The sequence below is a fragment of the Parabacteroides sp. AF18-52 genome (assembly GCF_003479145.1).
GTDB classification, from domain to species: domain Bacteria; phylum Bacteroidota; class Bacteroidia; order Bacteroidales; family Tannerellaceae; genus Parabacteroides; species Parabacteroides faecis.
In genome coordinates, this window is record NZ_QUGR01000001.1 from 703,919 (window position 1) to 728,141 (window position 24,223).

18 protein-coding genes are annotated in these 24,223 nt (G+C 42.7%); 4 read left to right on the forward strand and 14 right to left on the reverse strand.

What is annotated here, in order from left to right:
• The first annotated feature begins 68 nt into the window (after nt 1-68).
• On the forward strand, nt 69-980 hold the full coding sequence (locus DWX23_RS02945) for an AraC family transcriptional regulator (RefSeq protein ID WP_122351409.1): 912 nt from the start codon (nt 69-71) through the stop codon (nt 978-980).
• A 4-nt stretch (nt 981-984) separates the two neighbouring features.
• On the opposite strand, the gene DWX23_RS02950 is transcribed toward DWX23_RS02945, so the two are convergent.
• From DWX23_RS02950 to DWX23_RS02975, 6 genes are all read right to left on the reverse strand, one after another.
• Nucleotides 985-1,221 (reverse strand): hypothetical protein, encoded by a 237-nt coding sequence (locus DWX23_RS02950; RefSeq protein ID WP_122373337.1) that lies wholly within the window; start codon nt 1,219-1,221, stop codon nt 985-987.
• Nucleotides 1,222-1,265: 44 nt separating this feature from the next.
• On the reverse strand, nt 1,266-1,859 hold the full coding sequence (locus DWX23_RS02955; RefSeq protein WP_122373493.1) for an NAD(P)H-dependent oxidoreductase: 594 nt from the start codon (nt 1,857-1,859) through the stop codon (nt 1,266-1,268).
• 108 nt (nt 1,860-1,967) lie between these two features.
• Complete coding sequence (locus DWX23_RS02960) at nt 1,968-3,011, reverse strand: aldo/keto reductase (RefSeq protein ID WP_122373494.1); 1,044 nt, start codon at nt 3,009-3,011, stop codon at nt 1,968-1,970.
• A gap of 21 nt (nt 3,012-3,032) precedes the next feature.
• Complete coding sequence (locus tag DWX23_RS02965; RefSeq protein ID WP_122373338.1) at nt 3,033-3,680, reverse strand: NADPH-dependent F420 reductase; 648 nt, start codon at nt 3,678-3,680, stop codon at nt 3,033-3,035.
• A gap of 4 nt (nt 3,681-3,684) precedes the next feature.
• Entirely contained in the window at nt 3,685-4,551 is an 867-nt protein-coding gene (locus DWX23_RS02970; RefSeq protein WP_122373339.1) for an aldo/keto reductase, read from the reverse strand.
• Between the two features lie 42 nt (nt 4,552-4,593).
• Nucleotides 4,594-5,442, reverse strand: coding sequence for an aldo/keto reductase (locus DWX23_RS02975; RefSeq protein ID WP_122373340.1), 849 nt, complete (start codon nt 5,440-5,442; stop codon nt 4,594-4,596).
• Nucleotides 5,443-5,465: 23 nt separating this feature from the next.
• On the opposite strand from DWX23_RS02975, the gene DWX23_RS02980 reads away from it, so the two are divergent.
• Entirely contained in the window at nt 5,466-6,410 is a 945-nt protein-coding gene (locus DWX23_RS02980) for an AraC family transcriptional regulator (RefSeq protein ID WP_122373341.1), read from the forward strand.
• 203 nt (nt 6,411-6,613) lie between these two features.
• On the opposite strand, the gene DWX23_RS02985 is transcribed toward DWX23_RS02980, so the two are convergent.
• From DWX23_RS02985 to DWX23_RS03000, 4 genes are all read right to left on the reverse strand, one after another.
• Nucleotides 6,614-10,861, reverse strand: a complete 4,248-nt coding sequence (locus DWX23_RS02985) for an acyl-CoA dehydratase activase-related protein (protein WP_122373342.1) — start codon at nt 10,859-10,861, stop codon at nt 6,614-6,616.
• Between the two features lie 93 nt (nt 10,862-10,954).
• Nucleotides 10,955-11,572 carry a TetR/AcrR family transcriptional regulator gene (locus tag DWX23_RS02990; protein WP_122373343.1) on the reverse strand — a complete coding sequence of 206 codons (618 nt, stop codon included), beginning with the start codon at nt 11,570-11,572 and terminating at the stop codon, nt 10,955-10,957.
• Nucleotides 11,573-11,745: 173 nt separating this feature from the next.
• Nucleotides 11,746-12,663 (reverse strand): cation diffusion facilitator family transporter, encoded by a 918-nt coding sequence (locus DWX23_RS02995; protein ID WP_199673201.1) that lies wholly within the window; start codon nt 12,661-12,663, stop codon nt 11,746-11,748.
• A 5-nt stretch (nt 12,664-12,668) separates the two neighbouring features.
• Nucleotides 12,669-12,908: a zinc ribbon domain-containing protein gene (locus tag DWX23_RS03000; RefSeq protein ID WP_221267848.1), complete on the reverse strand. Its 240-nt coding sequence runs from the start codon at nt 12,906-12,908 to the stop codon at nt 12,669-12,671.
• 271 nt (nt 12,909-13,179) lie between these two features.
• On the opposite strand from DWX23_RS03000, the gene DWX23_RS03005 reads away from it, so the two are divergent.
• Together DWX23_RS03005 and DWX23_RS03010 are read left to right on the forward strand one after the other, a co-directional pair.
• Nucleotides 13,180-14,160, forward strand: coding sequence for an aldo/keto reductase (locus tag DWX23_RS03005; protein ID WP_122373345.1), 981 nt, complete (start codon nt 13,180-13,182; stop codon nt 14,158-14,160).
• A 64-nt stretch (nt 14,161-14,224) separates the two neighbouring features.
• Nucleotides 14,225-15,043 carry an AraC family transcriptional regulator gene (locus DWX23_RS03010; RefSeq protein ID WP_122373346.1) on the forward strand — a complete coding sequence of 273 codons (819 nt, stop codon included), beginning with the start codon at nt 14,225-14,227 and terminating at the stop codon, nt 15,041-15,043.
• Nucleotides 15,044-15,068: 25 nt separating this feature from the next.
• On the opposite strand, the gene DWX23_RS03015 is transcribed toward DWX23_RS03010, so the two are convergent.
• The 4 genes from DWX23_RS03015 to DWX23_RS03030 all read right to left on the reverse strand — a co-directional run bounded on the left by DWX23_RS03015 (nt 15,069) and on the right by DWX23_RS03030 (nt 24,222).
• Nucleotides 15,069-15,824, reverse strand: coding sequence for a class I SAM-dependent methyltransferase (locus tag DWX23_RS03015; protein WP_122373347.1), 756 nt, complete (start codon nt 15,822-15,824; stop codon nt 15,069-15,071).
• A 116-nt stretch (nt 15,825-15,940) separates the two neighbouring features.
• A complete protein-coding gene (locus DWX23_RS03020) occupies nt 15,941-16,471 on the reverse strand; it encodes a hypothetical protein (protein WP_147382515.1) in 531 nt (176 codons plus the stop codon).
• A 132-nt stretch (nt 16,472-16,603) separates the two neighbouring features.
• Nucleotides 16,604-22,579 (reverse strand): T9SS type A sorting domain-containing protein, encoded by a 5,976-nt coding sequence (locus tag DWX23_RS03025; protein ID WP_122373349.1) that lies wholly within the window; start codon nt 22,577-22,579, stop codon nt 16,604-16,606.
• The gene (locus tag DWX23_RS03030; protein ID WP_122373350.1) at nt 22,576-24,222 is read right to left on the reverse strand and encodes a FimB/Mfa2 family fimbrial subunit; all 1,647 of its coding nucleotides are present in this window, start codon (nt 24,220-24,222) and stop codon (nt 22,576-22,578) included. Before DWX23_RS03030 ends, DWX23_RS03025 begins: the two co-directional genes overlap by 4 nt.
• Between the last annotated feature and the right edge of the window lies 1 nt (nt 24,223).

Consider the following 24,223-nt stretch of genomic DNA (forward strand, 5'->3'; position numbering starts at 1 on the left):
CTGAAACAACGATAGAAATCGTATGAAGAAAAGAACTACATTTGTAATGTATAAAAACATAAAGCGATATGGAAGAGATCAATAAAGATGAAATTATCGAACTAGACAGCGTAGATCGTTACAACAAAATCTTCGGACTTGAAACCCAGCATCCTTTGGTGAGTGTCGTCGATTTGACCCAGTCCACACAATGGCCTGAAAGAGCCTGGTTCCGATATGGGGTGTATGCACTATTCCTGAAAGATGTCAAATGCGGTAACATCAAATATGGTCGTCAATATTATGACTATCAGGATGGAACTATCGTCTGCTTCGCTCCGGGACAGGTTACTGACCTGGAAATGCTACCGAACATACAGCCTCATGCACACGGTATTCTCTTTCATCCTGACCTGATACATGGAACCGCCCTCGGTCAGGAAATCAGGAACTACTCTTTCTTCTCTTACGAGACCAACGAGGCACTCCATCTTTCCGAAGAAGAGCGGCAAACTGTCATGGACTGCTTACAGAATATTTCAAACGAACTGAAACATGCCATCGATAAACACAGTCGTCGGCTGATCTGTGCCAATATCGGATTATTACTCGACTACTGTATGCGTTACTATGAACGTCAGTTCCAAACACGGGGTGAGGTAAACAATGACATCATCGTCCGCTTCGAACAGTTACTGAATGATTACTTCGAGGGAGACGCACCACAAAAAGAGGGATTGCCATCCGTGAAATATTTCGCCGACAAAGTCTTCCTTTCCCCCAACTATTTTGGCGATATGATACGTAAACAAACAGGACGTACCGCCTCTGAGTATATACAGGACCGAGTAATAGGAGTGGCAAAGGAAAAACTACTCTCATCCGACAAAACGATGAGCGAAATAGCCTACGACCTCGGCTTTCAGTATCCTCAACATCTCAGCCGCATGTTTAAACGGGTAGTTGGAATAACTCCCAATGAATATCGGATGCAGAACTGAGCACTCAAATATCTTTACCATATGTTTCCCGTATCCGGAATGCACTATATACCGCAAACAATGAGATAACCAGCAATACACCGAACGAAAGCAAATAAGAATCGCGGCCATATATCTGCAAGCCGTCGATATGTTCCGGCTCAAACCTGTCCATCAGGAAACCGACAACATTACCTAAAGCAGCAATCACCATATATGCAATAAAAGTGTCATAAACATACACGAGTACGTGTTGCGGCATACGAAATTCATTCAGTCAGTCATCGGGTAGGAAGCAACTGAATACTATATCGTCGAAATTATGTAGTCTGTCTTCAAGCATGAGAGCATTTCGAGTAATTCGATAAGACGTTCAGCATGCGCCACTGATACATTTTTTTGTTGCTCGATAAGTTCCGGTGTGGTACGGTTGCCGTAACTTACGCCGCAGGTATAAACACTGCCGCTATACTCCATGTGCGTCAGTCGGCAAGTTGCTTTGTAGCAAGCCAGAAATTCGTCGATCGTGTAGCCCATCGCCCCCTCATGGCTATACAATGCTTCGGGTGCTCCCGTTGTGAAAGAGAGAACGAGTTTCTTGCCTTTGAGTTTGTCTCCGGTACTTCCGTGCGAGAAACCATGACGGAAAGTCTCTTCCATCCAGCGTTCCAATATGGAGGGTGCGGAGTACCAGAAAAGGGGGAACTGCAACACGACGATGTCTGCCCGGAGCAATTTCTGCTGTTCGGCTTCTACGTCGATTTTGAAATCGGGATAGAGTTCGTCCAGTTTTACGATTTCGGCTTCCGGCAGCCGTTCGTTCAGGGTTTCGAGAATCGTTTTATTGGCCACGGATGCGGCGAGGTCTGTATGGCCGCTGATAATCAATATATTTTTCATATTCATTCTTTTATTGTTATTTGTTTTATGCACCTACACCGCCGTCCACTTTATAGTCGGCTCCGGTTACAAGAGCTGTTTTATGATTTAATGATGGATACATATTTCTTATTTGATTTTGTTGATTTTAGTTTGCTGTCTCTCCGCTTTGGCCACAGTCTGCTGCTGCCCTTCGATAGTCCCCAACTTGGCAATATCCTCGTCCGTGCGGTTTCCGTGTATGGTAATATGACTTAGAGCTTCGTTCATGGCGGCATATTCATCAGCCGTAATAGTCACTTCCGCAGCGCCCAGATTTTCAAGAATACGGGCATCGCTACGCATACCGGGTATAGGAACAATATGACCGGAATACATCACCCAAGCTAAAGAGATTTGTGCGGCGGTACAATGCTTCTCATCCGCATAGCGGTTGATAAGATCGAGCAGGACTCGATTGGCACGCATATTCTCTTCGGAATAACGGGTAATCACGCGCCTTACATCATCTCCCTTAAATTCAGCCGTGGAGTGGTATTTACCGCTTAAAAAGCCGCCTGCCATAGGCGAATAAGCGACAAAGCCGATGCCTTCAGCCTTGCAATAGGGAATTACGTCCGCCTCCCACTTGCGTTCCATCAGCGAGTATTCGCTCTGTACGGCTGTTATAGGCGTAACGGCATGGGCCGCCTTGAGTTGTTCGAGGGTGGGCTCGGACTGTCCCCATGCACGGATTTTCCCCTCCTTGATCAATTCTCCCATCCAATAGGCAACCTCCGCGGGATCATTCTCTTTGGGCACACGGTGTTCCGTGTAAAGGTCGATATAGTCGGTTTGCAGACGTCGTAAAGAACCCTCGACAGCTTGTCGGATTCCTGTTCGGCTCAATTTGCCTTCCGGATTCTTTTGTCCGGGCAGGACAGCCGGAGTGAATTTTGTAGAGATTGTTATTTCATGCCGGAAAGGTTTTAATGCCTTTCCCACGAGTTCTTCATTTTTATAACAACTGTATATTTCAGCCGTATCGAAGAAGGTACAGCCTTCCTCGTATGCTTTACGGATAAGACGAATGGATTCCTCTTCACTCGGACAAGTCCCATAGCCATGCGTGAACCCCATGCAGCCAAGACCGACAGCCGAGATTTCCAATGTCCCGAATTTTCTTGTTTTCATCATTCTGTATCTTTTACTTGTTTATCTTACGAGTTTTATTCCCCAATCCATATTTCCGGTGGCACTAAGCGCGGCTACCCAGAACGTGCCGAGCATTTCAGTGTAGCGGGACATACTGATGTTTCCTAAGTCGAGGGTATCCTCCCAGCCGAAATCCTTTAATAGAGCCGCTACTTCGGCTTTCGCGTCAGCATCGTTGCCGCAATAGAAGCCTGTAATGGCTTCTGGTAGTTGCCTCGGATGAACCATCAGATGATTACAGAGATAGTTCAGCGTTTTTACGACTTTTGCGTCCGGCAGGAATTTTTGGGTTTCTTCTCCCAGGCTGGTTGTTCCGCTCCACTTCGAATCGAGTGAAATATGCCCATCCTTGTAGATGTACGGATTTGCCAAGTCAATCAACAGTTTTCCGCTCAGATTTCCTTTCCCGGCAGCGTTAAGAGCTTCGAGCGAGTGGATGCCCTGCACACAGTTGAATACTCTTTCACCGAATCGGGCAGCATCGGCAAAAGTGCCGTGAGAAGCCCGCTCTCCATTAGCTTTTGCCCAGTTTGCAGCTTTCTCGTTGGTAGCATTACGTGCCCCCATCATGACTTCATGGCCGAGTTCGGTCAATTTCGTGGCGATGGCGTGAGCCACATCGCCTGTTCCCAATATTCCGTATTTCATACTTTTATTTCTTATTGTCAGGGTTAAATTGCTTGTCGTAATTCAGAAGGAATTTTACAAGTTCGGGATTACGGTGCGACCAGCGGAAGTCGGCAGGTTTGTCGAGCGGACGTATGCTTTCCATATCTTCCGGTGTGAGGGTGAAATCGAATACATCCAGATTTTGTTTCATTCGCTCGATGTGCGTGCTTTTCGGAATGGCGATGATGCCGCATTGCACCAAGTAACGTAGGGCGACTTGTTGTACCGTTTTCTCGTATCTTTCGGCCAAGGCCGTCAGTACGGGATTGGTCAGAAGGTCGGGATCGCCTTGTGCCAGCGGTGCCCAAGCCATGATACGTGTATCATAGGGTTTCATTTCAGCTTCAGCGTCCCACTGCTGACTGAATACATTGGTTTTTAGTTGGTTTACGGCAGGTTTTATTTCGGCACATTCGGCCATATCCACGAAGCGGTCGGGATAGAAGTTCGAGAGTCCGATGGCACGGACTTTTCCGGCCTTTACCGCTTTCTCCATCGCCCGCCATGTTCCCAGATAGTCGCTGAATGGCTGGTGGATAAGCAGCAGGTCAATGTAATCGGTGCGCAACTTACGGAGCGATTCGTCGATGCTGCGGGTTGCCTTTTCCTCTCCTGAATTGGTAATCCACACTTTGGTCGTGAGAAAAAGTTCATCACGGGACACACCGCATTTGGTAACGGCATTACCCACGCCCTCTTCGTTATAATAAGCCTGCGCCGTATCTATCAGCCGATAGCCCACGCTGATGGCATCGAGCACACAACGCTCGCACTCTTCAGGCGATACTTGAAATACACCATATCCTAATATCGGCATTTCGATGCCATTGTTCAATTTTACAGTCTGCATATCATTCTGTTTTTAAAGTTAATATTCCATTTGTTTTAGAAATCATTCATGGATTTTGTGTAACCCGATACCTTTTACCGTAGGTAAGTCCATATCGTCGTAGATGGGGCTTTTTCCTGTCTCCAGCAGGGCGATAGCATCCATTTCCTCTTTTGAAAGTGTGAAATCGAGGATATTGAAGTTTTCGTTCATCCGTTCCTTGTGTACGGATTTCGGGATAACTACGATGTTACGCTGGTTCAGCCAGCGAAGAATCACGGCTCCGACCCCCTTATCGTGTTGCTCTGCTATCGCTTTCAATGTCGGATGGTTGAATATGTCATTCTGCCCTTCAGCAAAAGATGCCCATGCTTCGTGCTGAATGCCTTCCTGCTGTAAGAAAGCATTGGCAGCCTGCTGTTGGAAAAACGGATGCGTTTCAAGCTGGTTTACGACGGGTTTTATTTCGTTATGCAAGAAAAGGTCTTGCAGGCGTTCATTAGAGAAACTCGTAACCCCGATAGCCCGGATACGTCCCTCTTTATAGAGCCGCTCCATCGCCCGCCATGCGGCATAGTAATTCCCGTATGGTTTGTGCATTAAATAGAGGTCGAGGTAGTCCAATCCGAGTTTTTTCATCGAGAGGTCGAAAGCCCGCAGGGTATCGTCATATTCATAGTCCTGCACCCACAATTTGGTGGTTATAAAAAACTCTTCCCGTTTGATACCGCTTTGCCGGATGGCATTTCCCAACTGTTCCTCGTTGAAATAAGCCGCAGCCGTATCGAATTTCCGATAACCGATCTCGATAGCATCATTTACGGCTCGTTCCGTTTCATTTTCAGGAATCTGAAAGACACCGAACCCGATAGCAGGCATCATTACTCCATTGCTTAATCTTACATTTTTCATATCCTTTATGGTTTTTAATTCTGATGCAAAGTTACAGGGTACCTATCATTTTATTGTTGCATTATTCGGGGAAGAATTTTCACTATTCGTGTTTTTTTGTTATTTTCGCAGGAAATGAAAGAGAAATGACACATACAGACTTCGACGGGATTATTTTCGCCGATACATTGCAGGAATTTAATACCTTACGATATGCAGGAAGAGTAATCCATATTCTTTGCAGCGGAGGAAATATGGGTTTCACGTTTCAGGATACCCGTTATAACATCGCGGTCGGGGATTATGTAATTCTGCCCAACGCCACGCTCGTATCGGAATTTTCGGACTCCGAAGACTTTCAAGGTATTTTGATGAACCTTTCGGATGCGTTCGTTTCTTCGATAGCTATTCGCAGTAATTATGGTATTATAGGGTATCTATCGCTTTTACAGAATCCGGTTATGAAACTTTCCTCCCATGACTTTCAAGTATGCGAGCAGGCGATGCGCTGTATCCGTCAACGCCTGGAAAATAAAGAGCATCTGTTTTGGGAAGAATTGATGGGAAGCCTGCTTACGGCGCACATCCTCGACCTTTATGATATTCATGCACGCAGTCAGAATAACATGCAGGTATCGGAGCGTATTACGGTCTTACTGCGAAATTTCATAGAACTGTTATATAACGGCGAATATATCCGAAATCGAGATCTCGATTTTTATGCTTCCCGGCTTTGCATAACACCTCATTATCTGTCGGAGATATGTAAAAAGGTAAGCGGCAAACCTGCCACTTATTGGATCGACCGCTTTACCCTTCAAGAGATTACCCGCTTGCTGCGACAAAAAGAGTTGTCTTTAACTACGATTGCCGAACGAATGAATTTCTCCTCTGTTTCTTATTTCAGTCGGTATGTGCAAAAGAGAATGAAGATAACGCCATCAGAGTATAGGAAAGATATATCTGTCCGCTACTCAGAAGAATCCTAAATCACAGACAAAAGTCACCAATCTCCGTCATACAGCTTCAAAATAACAAAACCTAACTCTCGCTGAGCGCCCTATTTCAATAGGTATATGCACCGGTCTACATATATGATCCGGGACTGAATGTTTATTTATCACTTTGTCAAAGTATACCGTGTCGTTATTAAATGTGTCAAAATGATAATTCTGTATTACTTATATCGCCCTCAATCATTAATCAGGAAATGTAACCTGTTCTGTAAATTCACCTCCGCCATGCCACCATCGACATCCAGATACAACAGGTTCATTTCCGGATAGAACTTCCTCAACCGTTTCTCGATACCTTTCGCTACAATATGATTGGCAATGCAACCGAACGGCTGAATACAGACAACCCTCTTTATCCCCTGACGGGCATAGCTGGCAACCTCTCCGGCTATCAACCAACCTTCGCCGAACTGATTGGACAAATCCAATATCTCCGATGCATATTTTGCCTTTACATATATTGATTTAGACGGCACATGAAAACGATAACTCTTCACGATCCCTTCCACCTTCCTGATCTTGTCATTCATATATTTCCAGAATATAGGGCTCAGGCAATGCTTAAAGAGATTATCCTTCTGCAAACCATTTTTTACGTTGGCCTGGGAATTTACGAAATACTGCATCACGAAATCAATGATCGGAGGCGTGACCACTTCCATATTCCGGGAACGAAGCCATTCGGTGATATGAGCCTGTCCGTAATTATTGTATTTCACATAGATTTCCCCTACCAGACCGATCTTCGTAAACTCACGGTCGTAGATGTCAACTCCGTTAAAGTCGGCCACAGCCTGTTCCAACAAGGAAAGCAACGCTTTATGATCGTTCCTGCGGATTGCCTCCACTCCCCTGTCGATATAGAAATCAAACAGATGCTGCGTCTCCCCTTTCTTCTTTTCCCGGATGATCGTACTGCTATACATCTGCTGCAATGCATCCGCATAAAGAAGCATATAAACGACAATATCCATCAATTTAAGAACCGGCAGTTTAAACGCCTTCTGATCATTCTGGAAAACCTCTCCGGCAGCAAACACCAACACCGGAATATTGGAAAATCCCGCGTTCATCAAACCAGATTTGATCTGTGCCAGATAGTTCGTAGCCCGGCACTGACCGCCTGTTTGCGTAATGGCAACCACAACATCATCCAAGTCATATTTACCTGATTGTAACGCCGTGATAATATCTCCCAAAATCAATGTGGAAGGATAACAGACTTCATTATGCCCATAAACAAGTCCGGCCTCCGCTGAGACCGTATTGGTCTTAGGCAAATTGACGATCTTATAACCTGCCAGTTCTCCGAGAGCCGGAATGAAAGGCGAGATAAAATCGGCAAACCAGGGAGCGAGTATCGTCTTTTGCCTGTCCTCTTTCTTATAAGCAATGTCATAGCCCCGGAATGTCTTCGTTCCTGTTACCGGATCAGGTATTATCACCTTCAAAGACTCGATCAGGGAACGCATACGCAACCGGACAGAACCCGGACTGGCTATTTCGTCGATACGTAAGATCGTATGGTTCTTGCCTGCTTGCTTCAATATTTCCCCGGTTTCATCCATAAAGAAAGAGTCGGGACCACAGCCAAAAGAGTTCAGTTGCACCAATTGCACGTTCTGAGGAAGTTTGGCGACTTCCATGGCAGCTTGTACGACCCGGTTAGGGTAAGACCATTGCGAGACTATATTCAGTTTACCGAACCCTTTACTTTCCTTATGACGGAAAATATCGTCGGTGAACACATATACTCCCATATCCGAAAGGATTTGCCCTACCTTCTGATGGATCAGCGGGTCTGTATGATAAGGTCTGCCCACTACCACGAATACCAACTTATTCTCTCTGACCGCCTGGTCGAACAAAGCTTTTTGTTTATCCCGCAAAGCATCTTTCGTCTCATTGCGCTCTTTCAGCGCTTTCACAAAGGCTTTTCTAAAAATAACCTCCGATACGCCCAAAGAAGAGAGATAAGTAAAACAGGCTTTCTCCAGTGCTTTGTCATTACTAAAAGTAACGACAGGTTTGTCGAACGGAATACCGAACTTTTCCTCCGGTTCCATAGAACTCCGGATCACATCCGGATAACCGCTCACGACCGGGCAATTGTATGAATTGACCGACGAATCGAACTCTTTTTCTTCCTTCACGATCATCGGATAGAAAATACGGTCGACCTTTTGCTCTGCCAATGCCAGGATATGCCCGTGCACCAACTTGGCCGGAAAACAGATGTTGTCAGACATCACACTTCCGACTCCTTTCTGGTAAAGAGCCGTCGTAGACTCGGGAGACAATACCACTTCCAAATCACATTCGGTAAGCAAGGTATGCCAGAAAGGATAATTCTCAAACATATTCAGCACCCGCGGAATACCAATCCGCAAACCGGATACAGACGTCTGCTTTTCACCACTACGGGCAAAAAGAATCTCATTCTTTCTGTCAAAAGCGTTATAGCCTTTCTCTGCAGCCGTGGTTTTGCTAAAAAACACCTTCTCGCATTTATTTCCTGCATAACAAATATTCCCGTTATCAAACCGGAAACGAAGGATCGAACATTTGTTCGTACATCCTTTACATTGCAATTCTTTTGTATCCACCGTATTTACATCCGGCAATACTTCCTCTCCGGTAAACAGCGTCTGCTTCTTATCAGCCTGCCACATCTTCCGGGCATATAAAGCAGCTCCTAACGCTCCCATCAATTCGGGATAGTCGGTGGTACTGACCGATTTGCCAGACAGGAGTTCGAGTGCACGGTAAACAGCATCGTTGCGGAACGTTCCGCCCTGCACCACGATATGTTCTCCCAAAAGGTTGAGGTTCGTGATTTTCAGCACCTTGAACAGACAGTTCTTGATGACCGAATAAGCCAAACCGGCTGCAATATCACCTAATGCCGCATTTTCACGCAATGACTGTTTCACCTTCGAATTCATAAAAACAGTACAGCGTGATCCCAGGTCACTGGGATATTCTGCCAGGCAGGCTGCTTTCGTGAACTCGGAAAGCCCCATATTCATGGTTGCCGCAAAGTTCTGAAGGAAAGAGCCGCAACCGGATGAACATGCTTCATTCAGTTCGATATTCGATATGACTCCGTTGCGGGTGAATATGGATTTCATATCCTGTCCGCCGATATCCAGTACGAAGGAGACTTCCGGGTCTACATATTGTGCACCGGATAAATGCGCCATCGTTTCCACGATCCCGTAATCGAAATTTAATGCCGACTTGATCAGGTCTTCCCCGTAACCTGTCGCCGCAGATGAGATAAAACGGAATGTAACTCCTTTGTTTTTGGCTTCCTGATAAAATCCGTTCAGTCCCTCGATCACCTTCCTCAGGGAATTTCCCTGGTTGGTGCCATAGAACGTATAAACGATATCACCGTCCGTATCCATAATTAGTATCTTGGTCGTCGTGGAACCGGAGTCAATACCCAGAAAGCATTCGATATTTTTCTTCGAACCGAGTTCTGCCCGCTTTAAAGGTTTTATCTTCCGGTTCTCTTTCCAGGACTGATATTCCTCTTCATTCGCGAATAAAGCAGGCAATACATCTTTCCGTTTATGATCCTTTATTCCCAACTTTTGTATCAGCAAGGATATGTCTTCGATTGTCTCTCCCTCCCGGTTATAAAGGGCTGTTCCCCATGCCGGAAAATACTCACTGTTTGCCGGGACGATCAGATCTGCTTCATCCAGGTTCAGTAGTTCGACAAAAGAGTCTCTTAATGCAGGGATAAACGTCAGCGGACCGCCTACACAAAGTATCTTCGGTTGTATATCACATCCCCGAGCAAGCGTAGTCACACTTTGCACGGCGACAGTCCGCAAGATCGACATGGATATATCGGGAACCGGCACATTGCGCGATATAAGATTCTGTACGTCCGTTTTCGCAAATACACCGCAACGGGAAGCTACCGGGTATAACTTTTCATACCTCAGCGCCTGACGCCCCAGTTCTTCGACAGGAATATTCATCAGGTCGGCCATCTGGTCGATAAAAGCTCCCGTTCCACCGGCACAACTTCCGTTCATACGAATATCCGGCTGTCTTCCATCTTTAAAGAATACCATTTTGGCATCTTCACCACCCAGATCTATCAGCGTATGTGTGTCCGGATATTCTTTATCTACTACTTCTATAGATGCAACGACTTCCTGAACAAAAGGAATCCCTGTTCGTTCGGATATCCCCATGCCAGCCGATCCCGTAATGGCTATTGTAAACCGGCAATCAGGGAACCGGGAAGTGACAGTATTCAGTTCTTCAACAAATAAGGTATTAAAATCAGCCTTATGACGTCTGTAAACTTTGTAAATGATTTCATTCCGGTCATTCAAAACAACAACTTTCAATGTAGTGGAACCGACATCGATCCCGATACTACAAATAGTATTTGGTTTCATATTAAAACGATTATAATAAATCTATACGACAATCTTAATTGAGGGCTAAATATTAGTGGTTACCCTGGTATTATATATGTAGCGAGTAAAAACTTATGGTTTCAACCCGCTAAAGATCAAATCAATCACACGTTTCTTATGTTCTGCCAGGATTTCATTATATTCAGTTTCCGAACGGTCTGCAATCCTGATGGCCAATCCTTTGAACATAAACGGAAATACACATAGGGATAAGATATTTAATCCTAAGTCTATCACCGGAATATCCTTTATCGTTCCCTTTTTCACTTCTTCAGCCATCCTTTCAGACAATCTTGTAAATATAGCCAAAGGATTACGTTCCACCAGTTTCTTGATCAGGGTATCAGGACTCTGGTTGACTTCATTCAAGATAAAAATAGGTATCTGAGGATATTCGGACAATATTTCATAATAGGTAGTTATCCATGCTTCTACCATATCGTAGAATGGCATATCCGATGTCAAAGTTGCGGAAACACGTTTAAAGAGAATATCAAATGCCTCATCAAATATTATTTCAAAAAGATTATACTTCGACTCAAAATAATAATTGATGTGGGCTACATTAGTGCCTGAAGCTGCTGCTATATCGCGAACACTGGTTCCCGTATAGCCATTCTTAATAAATAAGTCACGGGCTACATCCAGTATCCGGTCACTTACATCCGATGTCGAATTCTTTTTCACCATACTATTTTAAACGATTGTTTAAGCAAACTTAAACGATCGTTTAAACATGGCAAAACATTTACTGTTAATAATTATCAACGAGAAAACAGCTGGTATCTGACTGAAACTCTAAATATTAGCTATCCGCTTTGATTATTACAGTTTTCTTGACTTATACCGAGACCGATTTTTTTCTATTTCACCATGTCTCTATCGATACCAAATTTCTCATCCGTTTGGCATTTTCCGGCAGGCTCCACATGGACTAAAATATCATATATATTATCTATCGAGTCTTCTATACTCTTCTCCACTTCATCGGCAATCTCATGGGCACGCATTAAAGTCATTTGCGGATCTACTTCTATATCGAGCGTAATCAGATACAGATTACCAACCATTCTCGACCGGACACGATGCGGATTACCTGCACCGGGAACTTTCTCTACAGCTTCAAATATCTTATTATATACGTTGACATCTTTCACCCCATCCATCAGTTCAACATTGGAATCCATAAAGATACCGATAGACGATTTGATGATAAAGAGGCTGATCACCAACCCCGTGATTGAGTCGAGTATAGGCAACTTAAATATAAAAGTAAATATCAATCCAAACAGGACACCACATGAAATAACCACATCATTACGCATATTGACAGCATTCGCGATCAGCATGGAACTGTTTATTTTCTTTCCTTGTTTATATTGGTAAGTAGACAACAAAAGTTTACCGATAATAGAAAAGACCGTAACATAGATGGCAATAGCCGATGGAATCTCTTTCGTCTCGTTCGAAAAGATACTTTCAACCGACGACACTAACATCTGTGCGCCTGCATAAAAGATCACTAACGAAAGCACCTTAGTGGCAATACTCTCCGCTTTCTCATAACCAAACACATACTTCTTGGAAGGTGGCTTGTTCATCAAACGTGCCGTAAAGATCATGACAACAGATATAACCACATCGGTTGCCGAATCAATACCATCCCCAATTACAGCCAAACTCCCCGACAACAAGCCGACAACAATTTTAGATACAGACAGTATCGCGTTGCCTATCGTACTTACCCATGAAGTTCTTATCAAGATTTTCTCCCGTGACATACGTATTATTTACTCCATCTTTTTAATTGTGGGAAAAAGGAGTTCATGTTATCGAGCGCAGCTTTTTCATCAAAAGCAGGGTCGCCTTTAAACAATTCTTTCATATGTCGTAAGCTGATCTCTATCATTTCATTCATAGTCACATCTTGTGTAAAAGTTCCATCCTTATAGCAGTAAATACAATAGTCGTTATTTTTACTGTTATCCGTGTTTGTTCCAATTACCTTGTCATTTTCAAGTGGCATACCACAACTCTGGCAAAATAGTTTGTTCACAATGTTCTACTAATTAGGTTTATAATTATTATCAGATATCGAATAAATCTATATTACTCTCTAACTGTCTACAAAGCTAACAATTATTTAAGAATCAGCGATGATTACATCATATTTCCTCTGCCCTTCTTTTGTGTAATAGCCCTCACAGCAAAAACAGTTTGTCCGCACAGCAAAGTCCGAATCATTCCTATCCCCTACTTTTGCCAACAGATATAAAACCTATAAACAAAGAAGTAATATGAAGAAAAGAAAAATCGGTGCAGCAGGACTGGAAGTCTCGGCTGTAGGTTACGGATGTATGGGATTAAGTCATGGCTACGGTGAAACTCCGGAGAAAGACGAGGCTATTGCTTTAATGAGAAATGCCTATGAATTGGGATGTAATTTCTTTGATACGGCAGAAGCCTATGGTGCCGGAGAGAATGAGAAACTGGTGGGCGAAGGCATTGCTCCGATCCGGCAGAATCTCATTCTGGCTACGAAGTTCAGAATTTATCCGGATGAAGAGGTTTCTACGATGCCCCAATTGATGAAGGCAGTGGAATCGCATCTGGATGCGTCGCTAAAACGCCTCAAAACGGATTATGTCGATCTTTATTATCAGCACCGTGTCAGCAAACAGATCCCGGTAGAAGCGATTGCCTGGTGTATGGGCGAACTGATAAAGAAAGGGAAGATACGGGGCTGGGGACAATCGCAATCCACTGCCGAACAAATCCGTCTGGCACATGCCGTCACACCCATGACAGCCGTGCAAAGCGAGTATTCCATGATGGAGCGTATATTCGAGAAAGAAGTCATTCCTGCATGTGGGGAGTTAGGGATCGGCTTTGTTCCGTTCAGTCCGCTGGGCAGTGGTTTCCTGAGTGGGAAATATACTCCTGCACAGGAATATACGGGTGACGATGTGCGCCGGGTAATTACCCGTTTCGAGAAAGAAAATATGGTAGCCAACCAACCGTTACTCGATCTGCTTCATCTGTTTGCACAGGAGAAAAATGCGACTCCGGCTCAGATATCTCTCGCCTGGATGCTGCATAAATATAAATTCCTTGTTCCGATCCCCGGTTCACGTAAACCGGAACGTATCGCAGAGAACCTGCATGCTGCCGATCTCGAACTAACTCCCGAAGAGTTTAACCGGATCGAGGCAGAACTCGCCAATATTGAGATCCACGGAAACCGGACAGACGAAGATATTGCCAGGCTTTACCAATAAAACTTAGTACAAATTCCTCCTTTTGCGGATAAAATCGTATTTTCGCCTTCAAACAATAATAGATATGGAAGACAGACATTTCATCAACTACTCCAACATCTTTCTCAATATGAAAGTCAGTGAGGACACGATATGCGACCTCGGCATACCGGAACATTGCCTGCTTTATGTTTATTCCGGTCAGGTAGATTTCCGGGAAGACAACCATTCCATTATAGTTAGTGCCGGGGAATGTGCCTTTATCCGCAAAGGGCATCGGATAAAAATGACTAAATACAGTGATAAGAATACACAGGTCTATCAATCCATCCTTCTGAATTTTCCCCGAAAATTCCTGTTGGAATATTACCGCCATCAGGGTAAAGATAAATTTCCGGAAACAGCCAGACGGAGCAAGACAAGTATCCTGAAAATACCTTCACGCCCTGATGTCACAAGTTTGTTTGAGTCCATCTTCCCTTATTTCAGTTCATCCGACACACCCGATAAGGAGTGGTTGGATATGAAACTGAAAGAAGGGTTATATGTCGTACTGAAATCCAATGCCAATGTTTACGCCTCCTTATTCGATTTTACCGAACCCTGGAAAATAGACTTAATGGGATTCATGGAGGAAAACTATATGTACGACCTGTCTATGGAAGAACTGGCGACATACACCGGACGAAGCCTGACAGGCTTTAAGAATGACTTCCGGAAGGTAAGCGAACTTACTCCGCAGAAATGGATCATCAGGCGACGGCTGGAAACCGCCCACGAGTTGATCGCCAAGCAACATTATAAAGTCAGCGAGGCAATGATGAATGTCGGTTTCAAGAACCTGTCACATTTTTCAAGGATTTATAAGGAGGCTTACGGGTTGGCCCCCAGTGCCGGCAGATAACGTAAATAAAGCGTTCGTATCAGAACTAACACCGGCAAACGAATATCTGTTTTTCCGAATCATCATTAAATGCTTCCCCGTCAAATCCTCCGTATTTGTGAATAATATTAAAACCGTTCCATTCCAAATATGAATCCAATTCTTGCGGGAAAAACATTCTCATATCCAGATTTTGATTCGAATTGAACTTACCATTAATAAAGTAATGCCATTCGATTCGATTAATCTGAGTCGTATTTTCATATCGCATTGTCTGCTTTATCAAAACTTCTCTTCCATCGTCTGTTGTATATGCAGCAATTTCCATCGGTTTTTTTTCGCCTTCCACGATATATCGAATATTCGGATTAAAGCAATCCAACAGAAATAAACCTCCGTCTTTGAGATGATTTTTAACGACACTGAATGCCTTAAACAAATCTTCATTTTTATATAAATGATGGATTGAATTAAATGGAATAAAAATAAGGTCGTATTTTTCCTGCAAATTCAAAGTCCTGATATCTGCTTCAATAAAAGGAATTTCCAATCCTGCTTCGGATGCTTTAATCTTTGCCTGGTCAAGCATTGAAGAAGTATAATCAACCCCGGTAATATCATACCCGTCCTTTGCTATCGGAACAGTAAGCCTGCCTGTGCCGCAACAAAGTTCGAGTATTCGGGTCTCCTTACCTTTCGGCAGCCACCGTTTATAAAATTGCAAATCTGTCAGGCTGGTATTCATGCCATCATAAATATTTGCATCATAAATTAAATCGCCTACTTTATAATCACTATTCATCTATGTCCTCCTGATTTATAGTTTTATGTTTTCATCTATTGTTGTTTCATATTACTATGAATTGATCGTAAAGATACAGTTAAAAAACAAAATAAAGGAGATAATCAGCGAACAGATCAGCATGGTTTCTTACCTTTATTTTTCATTACCTCTTTATAGTCACAATGAAACTTATCTCCCGGATCACTACCCAAAAGCGTCTTGTCATTCAATCGGAGAAGATCCTCCGAAGTAAGGATTTGTGTCCGTAACTTATCACCCAGATACCCGACCGACCAGGAATAAGGAAAAACCAGCGACAAAGAAAAGGCTAAATGAAGAAAAGAGGGATTCGGGCTGTTCTCCGGATTTTCCAGTTGCCCGATAAAACGCTGAATAATCCCCGGTTCCTGCAAGTCGAACTGTAACGTGCCGAGTACAGTACTTTCCAGCAAGAAGTTTAGCGTACGCTGCCAGTCACGGGTAAACAGGTGGGTCAGAAACAAACGGTAGCGCACATTCATTACGTCCCATTCACAAAAGGCTGCCTTATAAGCTAACTGGAGATAATGCAAACGCCGGACAGGGGGTAACTCGTTCAGGATTTTTTGAAACTTTCTCACCGATGAGGTCTCTTTGCCGAAAAGGGCTTTTAATTCTTCGTACATCGTATTGTATGTTTTACCGGCAAGGATGAATTCCCTTGCCTGCCCCGGCTGACAGGTACGGAAAAAATACCGGCAGGACTGATTCAATCCTGCCGGTAAACAACTTTATTTATGTAAAATGTAGGAATGCGTTTAACGTACCTGTAATTTCACTGTTTTTATAGCCGTCTGGCTTTCGGCACGAATAATGTAAATGCCTTGAGGCAAGTTGAAAGAATGAACTGCCTGTCTGGGGAAGAACGAACGTACCACCTGGCCGGAAGGTGCGACTACCTGAATCTGCTTCAACGGCTCCGTTGCACTGACAATTACTTCGCCTCTTACTACGGAATAGATCGAGATATTATTGCCTTCGATGGCTTCATTGCCGGTCGGCATATCGCCCGAACGCAAGAAGTAGCGTCCGTGTGTCGCGCCGGTCAGGTTCAACGTATAGCTGTCACCGGTCAATACCTTATTCTCTTTGGTCTTTGCGTCGTAGAGATAAAGTGCGGCAGGCAGGTTGCTGATGCCTTCGATAGTCAGCGCCACTTCGTCCTTGTCGGAGGCGGTGTAGACACCTAGCGGAATATTATTGATAGTCTTCACGGCGTTGACTCCGGCAGCCCGGTCACCGGCAATGGTGTAGACCTGTGGTATCTCCGTTAGTTCCGAATCGAGCAATGTGATGGCATCCTTATCACTTTCGTAAGCGTTACTAGCGTCATCGCGTTGCGTCAGGAAAGCGATGCTTCGCTTCTCTCCCTTCTCAGCCGTCAGACGGAGAACCGGGTGGGAGGCGGTGATGGAGGAACGGAGGGTGGCGCGGGATGTTTCGTCATCAGACTTCATCATACTTGTAGAGAATGTGACTGTCTGTGTTGTTGTTTCTACGGTCAGACCATCCTTCAACTCCACAAAGAAAGCTTGCATTGGGGGAATTTCAGTCAAACTTTCGCCTGTATTCCAACCATTAACTAAATCTGGAGTTCCAACTATAGCTGTTCCTCCATTTAATGTCCAAACTTTATTTGCCAACATTGTATTTTCCGCAAAGAAACTTTCAAGACTTAACGGATACATATATGGATTACCTAACAAGAAATGTTTACCATCGCCATCGGCATCACTGGCATTATCATCACTAGATAATGTGACAGTGATTTCGGCTCCGTCTGCTAATTTACCACCATTTGTTTTTGATAAAGAAGTAGCTGCTTTTGTCTTCAACTCTTCATACGTATAGCTAACATCTTCTTTCGGCAAACGAACCAAAGCCTTATTTTCATCATTCGTAAAGTCTTCTACACTTGCATAGAAACCTTTACCCAAAGCATAAGGTACATTTACATCATTGTATTCAACACTCCAGTTGGATTTGACAACGCTGTAAAGTGTACTTAGGTCTCCATCTGCATTTGTGTAAATATTCACCCCTTTATCCCAAGCTTTCTGATAGAAAGATGGATTTTGACGATCATTTTCGGAATTTGGTGCATTCTTTGAATAAGAAATCGGATCAAACGCATACGTTGTCTGCCTACCTGTTCCTTTCGGAGCATACATATCACCGGCATATACATCCTTAAGCGGAGAAGCCAGCCAATACTTGGCATCCTTATCCATCTCAAATTCTACGCGAGCGATGTTGTATTTCAATTCTTGCTGACGTTGTAATTGAGCACCGGGTTTGAAGTAGATTTGGTCAACTTTGTTGCCGTAGTAAGGGACGATAGACCATTTGTCAGATTTATCTATACCATCTGTAATTTCGCCATCCACTGCCATGTCGTATTGGATATTGGGGGTGACACCGGATTTAGAAGTTGCATCTGTAGCTGCATCCAAATTCATACCATCTGCTCCAAAGTTCAATGTATGCTTGTCTGTTCCAGTAACAAGAGTTGTTTTCTCTTCTCGTAATGGCAAAACACTTGCTTTACCATCAACAATCTTCTCCGGATTAACTGTTACCTTCGTAAAGTATAATGGGGAGAAGGCGTTTTTGATATCATCTGTTCCATTAGCATCATTTGTTGATGTTCCTGCATCACCATCCTTATACAACTCTCCTTTCGTTGACTGCTCCCAGTTGTTATCGTTGTACCAGAGGCCGTTGGCATCGCCAGACCAGGTTAGGTATTCGGGGACGATTTTGATTGCCAAGGTTGCGAGCCCGTCGCATTCATTACTAAGAATATTACTACCATCATATTGTACAAATGGAATATTCAAATGATATTCTATACCCTCTTTGAAGTTTTCTTTCGCAAAATTATTCCATTGGAAAGTTATAGTTCCACCAGCTTCAGTAACATTTAATGCAGTGATTGTTCCTACAGTTGTAACATTTCCTGTATTCACATTTGTCCAAGTAATATTTGTATTACTACCTTCTCTTAAAGAAGTAGCATCATCTGCCATTTCTACATTACTACGAACAGGGACTGTTAATGATTTTCCACTTTCAAGATGGAGCAGCCCCAAACGCAAATAAGCTATACCACTTGCCAAATCTGTATCATCTCCTGTATTGTTAAATCCTGGATATAGTAGTGGTGAGTGATCTCCTACTTCTCCGAAGTCAACAGGAGATTCTTCTGTACAATAGTGTATATTCTGATCTGCCGGATTAGAGACATAAGGCATTGCTACAATTTCATCACTCCTTACAATCATTGTGAAAGTTTCATTTGCAAATTTTCCTGTTTGCAAAAGTCCACGCTGAATCAAGTCGATTAGAACCTCCTTTATGTTACCAACCGAAGAGGACCATTCTTCCAAAGCATCAACTGATATAACGCCTTTGGGATTATTAACAGCGTTTCGATATTCAGATAGGGCTTCTTTTAAAGTTAAAGATTTATCATCTGCCCCTTTAATCTCCAGTGAGGAATAGCTAGGTATTCCATCCTCTCCTTCCCCTTCCATAGGACCTAGATACCAGTCAAAAATATAGCCATCTTCTACCTCCAATTTTGTGGGTTCCTCACTACCTTCTTCCCATTGTAATAAGTAAGCAGATAGCTGTCTCTGATTGCCGACGCATAAGGCTGCCTCATGCTGAGTTCCTGTGATGATATTGATTTGTACAACACCTTGCACCTGGAATGGAGAAACCAACTTACATTTACCTACAGGGCTTACTTCTGTCGTATTTACTCCTGCTACTTCTTCTGCCGTAAAGATCATAACATGGTATTTACCATCATGTTTAACAGTCGTCCCATTTGAGTCGTATTCAAAGCATTTCAAATCTGTATTATCAACATCTATCGTACTGATATGAAGCGTACTCCCATCTGAACTAAGCCAAGGATAGCGAATGCGAGGGATATGCAAACGGTGGTATAGCTCTATAACATTTTGAGTATATTTGGCTAACTTGTTATCATCCCAACTACCTACATTTGGAGAAGACGAGGTGTTATCAACCAAAGCTGTGAGATCCAAGAGTTCTTGCGACGAACCATCATCTGACAGATTCAAGAACTGCATAGCTTCAGTAACAGTCATCTTGAAAGAGCTTCCATTTCCCAAGGAGACATCAAATTCAGCATCGGGATTCTCTTTATTTGTAAATTGGTCATAACTCCCCCTTACGTGTTGATAATCAGAATTATAGTCTATCATTGCCTGAATATTCATATACCTTTCAGCAATTAAAGCTCTTTCGGCACTTCTCGGCATTAACTCAAGTTTAGTTGTCAATGAAACACGGGCGGCATGTACTGCTTCCGGCACATTTCCTAGGGCATCTTTGTTGATGGCAACCCAATCATAATCACGATTTTGCGTTTCTGGATCGAAGTTGTCCAAAAAAGCAAAATAGAAGTTTCCGGAATACACATCATCTTCACCATTTATGACTCCTCCTTCTTTCAACCCCATCAAGCCATACCGATACTTTCGAGTAGTATAATCGCCCAATATTTCATTTTCTCTCTGTTGGCTCTCTAGTACCGGCTGATCTTGATCCCAATTCATATTAGCGAATAGGGTCAATACGTCAGTTGTTACTTCCAGCGTTGTGGCATCACAATCGTTGATGCGCTCTACACGTATATCTGGCAATGAGCGATAAATTCGAATATCATCAATCGCGTAGTCAGCACCACCGGAGTGGCGACAGTTATTAGCTAACTCCAACACATACGATTCATAAGTATCTTCCGTTGCTGAATAGTTGAAATAAAAGTAGATTTGTTGCCATTTTACTGTTTGTCTCTGCGGATCGTTAGTTTCCGGTACATTCTTAACAGCTCCTGTATAAAACTTATTCAGAATTTCTTCTTCGCCACTATCTTTTACTCCTTTAAAAGTCAGTCCCACATCTGCACTTAAACCATAAGTACCACCCAAATTACAAACCCATGCTGTAACCAACAAACGAGTGTTAGGACACAAATCCTCATTAAATTTCAACTTGGTTATAACACCTGCTTCATCCGCAGCATCTACATATAAGAAATAACCAAATCCATCTTCATAATCTTCAGGTCTCTCTTCTTCGAATCTACTATCAGCAAGTTCTTTATTGCGGTCTATCACTTCATGATTATATACACTCTTAAAATAATCTGTATAGTTAGTTTGAGATACACCCTCATAATTCAAAGTTCTATACAATCCATATTCTCCTCGACCTGCCGATTTTCGACCTTCATCTCTATTCTCTGAAGGATAAGTATATGCATAAAAAGATTCGCTGTTTGTAAAAGGGGTAGAGCGATAGTTATTATTAGAACTAAGATTAGTCTCTATTTCTTTTTTCTCCCCCTGCTCTCCATCAAATGTTTCACTAGCCAATAAAGTATAATGCTTATTTATATAAGAAAATCTTCGCTGATACAGAGGATCATCTTCATTGTTTATATCACATAGTTCCTCTTGTGTCATCGGATCAGAATGAGGTTCCAAATAAACTGTAATGAGAGAAACTGGATACCAAGTATCTCCACCCTCTGCCGCCACTTCGGCAGTCAGATAAAATTTTTGTTGACTTGATGAATTCTCTTCATTGTAATTAAAATAGAAATTCAAAATACTTGCCACAGATCGATTTTCGTTTGCCGCCAAATTCAAGTCTGTTTTTTGTTCTTGTATTGTATATGAAGCCGTTTTCTTGTTCTCCCCATAAAATTCAATATTCCCCTGTGACGGATAACCATTCTCGTCATACGCTCTCCAACGTACTTGTCCCGCTTCTGCATAGTTACCGCCTGACGGTACATAATAGTTTGTCAGCCTCTCAGCAAGACGGTAACTCGTACCACGTGTCATAGGTGTATGAATAACTGGAGTCTCAATGAAATATGTACCTGGATTGTTACGATAAGCTTCCGGCAAGGTTGCATCTACATTGATAAGCCATTCGCTAGTCCCCATCACCTCTCTGTTATTCTTCAATTTATCACCTCTTTCTGCCCCATTTTTTATTTGGTAGCGACGTATTACTGTTAACTCTGGGGATTGTCTGCTCCTATCTACAGTCCATGAGGTCGGCAGGACAGAGCTTGCCGAACATTCTATTATTTCATTACCATTTATGGTATTATTTTGATATGTGATATAACAAGTACTGGCAAGTGTAGAATAAGAATTATTCAAATTATCACGCTTATAGGTAATATCTCCAATTACATTATCTCTGCTACTCTTTGTTACGGTATAGCAATAAGATGTATTACTATCATCGCTATTTCTAAACCACGCAAAAGCATTTTGGTATTCAACTAATCTGTAATTGCCATCAGACCAGAAATTTTTGGCTTCATCATCCGACCATTCCCAAGCCCCTCCTACTCTATAATCAGGTCTATAGCCCTGAGGTCTTGTCAAATTTGCTTTGGGATTATTATTAGTAAAATTCCTCCACGAAATAAACCCATCTATATTATCTCTCGTATAAGCATACTGGAAATAGATGTTTTTAGGGACATTAGGTAAAGCATAAATGACTTCTTCTGTAGGCTTTATTCTATCACCTGTATTAGTAAAGCTTATAGTAGTACTCTCATGGTCGTCTTCCACAGTACCTTGTCCATAAACCAAACCTCCACTTCCACCTATTAATAAAGTAGATGCAAGTAATATCTTACCCAACTTATTTATATATCTTTTCATCATGCCTTACCTCCTTTCGTTGTTGTTTCTCCTCCTTCATCGGTTGTTGATTCCGGAGCGTTTGTTATGTTTATTGTGTAGGGGATTTCGATTTCTCCTTCTTTTGTAAAACTTTCATTTTCATTTTTCCCATATTCTACAATCAATGTCAGTTTGATAGTTGCACTTGCCGTTTTTGCCAGTTCTTGCGTACGGATTGTAAAGGAACCTGACTTTGATTTATCTGCAGCAGAACCTGCTTCAGACACAGCAGGGTTATCGAATGTATATATTGTTTTACTTTGCGTTAACTCTGTGTTCGTTTCTCTATCAAGCAACAGGTTACCACTTCCGGAGTGAGCTGGTATCAACATATAATTACTAAATTTCTCTGTTTCGGGATTAGCTGGATTTTCTTTATATTTAATCTTCCACACTTTTCCGGATACAGGATCACTCAATGCATAATTAATAACCAAATCTCCCGCACTCTGCAAATAGTGAGTGATAGGAGTAAGAATCTGGATAGAGCTTCCCACACCAAATTCATACTTTGTCGGGAATACGCCAATTGGTAGGCGCATATCTCCGATGGTTATCGTTCCATCCAATTCTGTTACCATCAATGGAATTTCCAGCAAGTCGTTGCGACGAACAAAATCGAAATTAGTTTCTCTTTCTATAGTCTCCCGGCCCTCTATATCCAAATTCAGAAGCAAGCCTTTTGTCTCATTAAGTTTTGTAAACAGAGTTTCTTCAACATAACAACTGTAGGACTGTGTTTCAGCATCTTTCGCTATTTCCTCACCCTGATCATCCAATAATACATAAGAATATGATGTTTCTGCATAATCATCCGATTCAAAAGGCGGTCCTTGATTTTTATTAGGATAATTTACTCCATTAAACTCCAAATACTTATTTTCACCCCAAGGCAAAAAGTTAATCAATCCATTACGCCTAAACTTTCCCAGTGTAAGATTTTTGACCGTTATAGCTTGATCCAAGCTATTACTTATAGTTACCTTCACTTTCCCAATCATACGAATCAGTGGAATCTCCAATTGGGAATCTTGGGTAATAGCCTGCTCCTGAGCGTAGCTACTCATTGGGATAAGTTGTTTTGCTTCAGATGTCGGTGTATTAAACTTGGCAGACAAATCACCGACATTGACTGTTAAATCTTTTATATATGCTTCTCCCTTTTCTGGATTTATAATATTATCTTTTATGTCATCCCCACTCTCCAAACTACCTAAGTTTGCAAAAGCATAAAAGTTATATCTCCCCGTCGGCAATTGCATTTCCAATGATGTCTGGGAATCTTCGTCATCACTATTATACAGATTACCTAGTAAATGCCCTGCATAAGTACCATTTTCGTCATAAGCCACCACAATCCAGTCCGAAATATTTCTTTCATACGCAGATTCTTCTTCTTCGGTAGCCCAATCTGTCGAAACCTCCTCTCCACTAGCTCTTGTTATCGGGCGCAGAGAATTAGGTGCCTGCAGCGAAATCGTCACCGTGCAAAGCTGCGGTTCGTCGGGGAGGTCGGGGGTGCCGCTACCGCTTTCCTTGCTACAGGAGGGGGAAAGCAGCAAGAGCAGTAGCGTGAAGGCTACTGCTGCTGCTTTGTTATATAATATATATGTATAGTGTTTCATT

Bases quoted from the DNA above. Each gene is read 5' to 3' on its own strand.
- DWX23_RS02945 (WP_122351409.1), top strand. From the start codon at position 69: ATGGAAGAGATCAATAAAGATGAAATTATCGAACTAGACAGCGTAGAT.
- DWX23_RS02950 (WP_122373337.1), bottom strand. From the start codon at position 1,221: ATGCCGCAACACGTACTCGTGTATGTTTATGACACTTTTATTGCATAT.
- DWX23_RS02955 (WP_122373493.1), bottom strand. From the start codon at position 1,859: ATGAAAAATATATTGATTATCAGCGGCCATACAGACCTCGCCGCATCC.
- DWX23_RS02960 (WP_122373494.1), bottom strand. From the start codon at position 3,011: ATGAAAACAAGAAAATTCGGGACATTGGAAATCTCGGCTGTCGGTCTT.
- DWX23_RS02965 (WP_122373338.1), bottom strand. From the start codon at position 3,680: ATGAAATACGGAATATTGGGAACAGGCGATGTGGCTCACGCCATCGCC.
- DWX23_RS02970 (WP_122373339.1), bottom strand. From the start codon at position 4,551: ATGCAGACTGTAAAATTGAACAATGGCATCGAAATGCCGATATTAGGA.
- DWX23_RS02975 (WP_122373340.1), bottom strand. From the start codon at position 5,442: ATGAAAAATGTAAGATTAAGCAATGGAGTAATGATGCCTGCTATCGGG.
- DWX23_RS02980 (WP_122373341.1), top strand. From the start codon at position 5,466: ATGCAAAGTTACAGGGTACCTATCATTTTATTGTTGCATTATTCGGGG.
- DWX23_RS02985 (WP_122373342.1), bottom strand. From the start codon at position 10,861: ATGAAACCAAATACTATTTGTAGTATCGGGATCGATGTCGGTTCCACT.
- DWX23_RS02990 (WP_122373343.1), bottom strand. From the start codon at position 11,572: ATGGTGAAAAAGAATTCGACATCGGATGTAAGTGACCGGATACTGGAT.
- DWX23_RS02995 (WP_199673201.1), bottom strand. From the start codon at position 12,663: ATGTCACGGGAGAAAATCTTGATAAGAACTTCATGGGTAAGTACGATA.
- DWX23_RS03000 (WP_221267848.1), bottom strand. From the start codon at position 12,908: ATGCCACTTGAAAATGACAAGGTAATTGGAACAAACACGGATAACAGT.
- DWX23_RS03005 (WP_122373345.1), top strand. From the start codon at position 13,180: ATGAAGAAAAGAAAAATCGGTGCAGCAGGACTGGAAGTCTCGGCTGTA.
- DWX23_RS03010 (WP_122373346.1), top strand. From the start codon at position 14,225: ATGGAAGACAGACATTTCATCAACTACTCCAACATCTTTCTCAATATG.
- DWX23_RS03015 (WP_122373347.1), bottom strand. From the start codon at position 15,824: ATGAATAGTGATTATAAAGTAGGCGATTTAATTTATGATGCAAATATT.
- DWX23_RS03020 (WP_147382515.1), bottom strand. From the start codon at position 16,471: ATGTACGAAGAATTAAAAGCCCTTTTCGGCAAAGAGACCTCATCGGTG.
- DWX23_RS03025 (WP_122373349.1), bottom strand. From the start codon at position 22,579: ATGATGAAAAGATATATAAATAAGTTGGGTAAGATATTACTTGCATCT.
- DWX23_RS03030 (WP_122373350.1), bottom strand. From the start codon at position 24,222: ATGAAACACTATACATATATATTATATAACAAAGCAGCAGCAGTAGCC.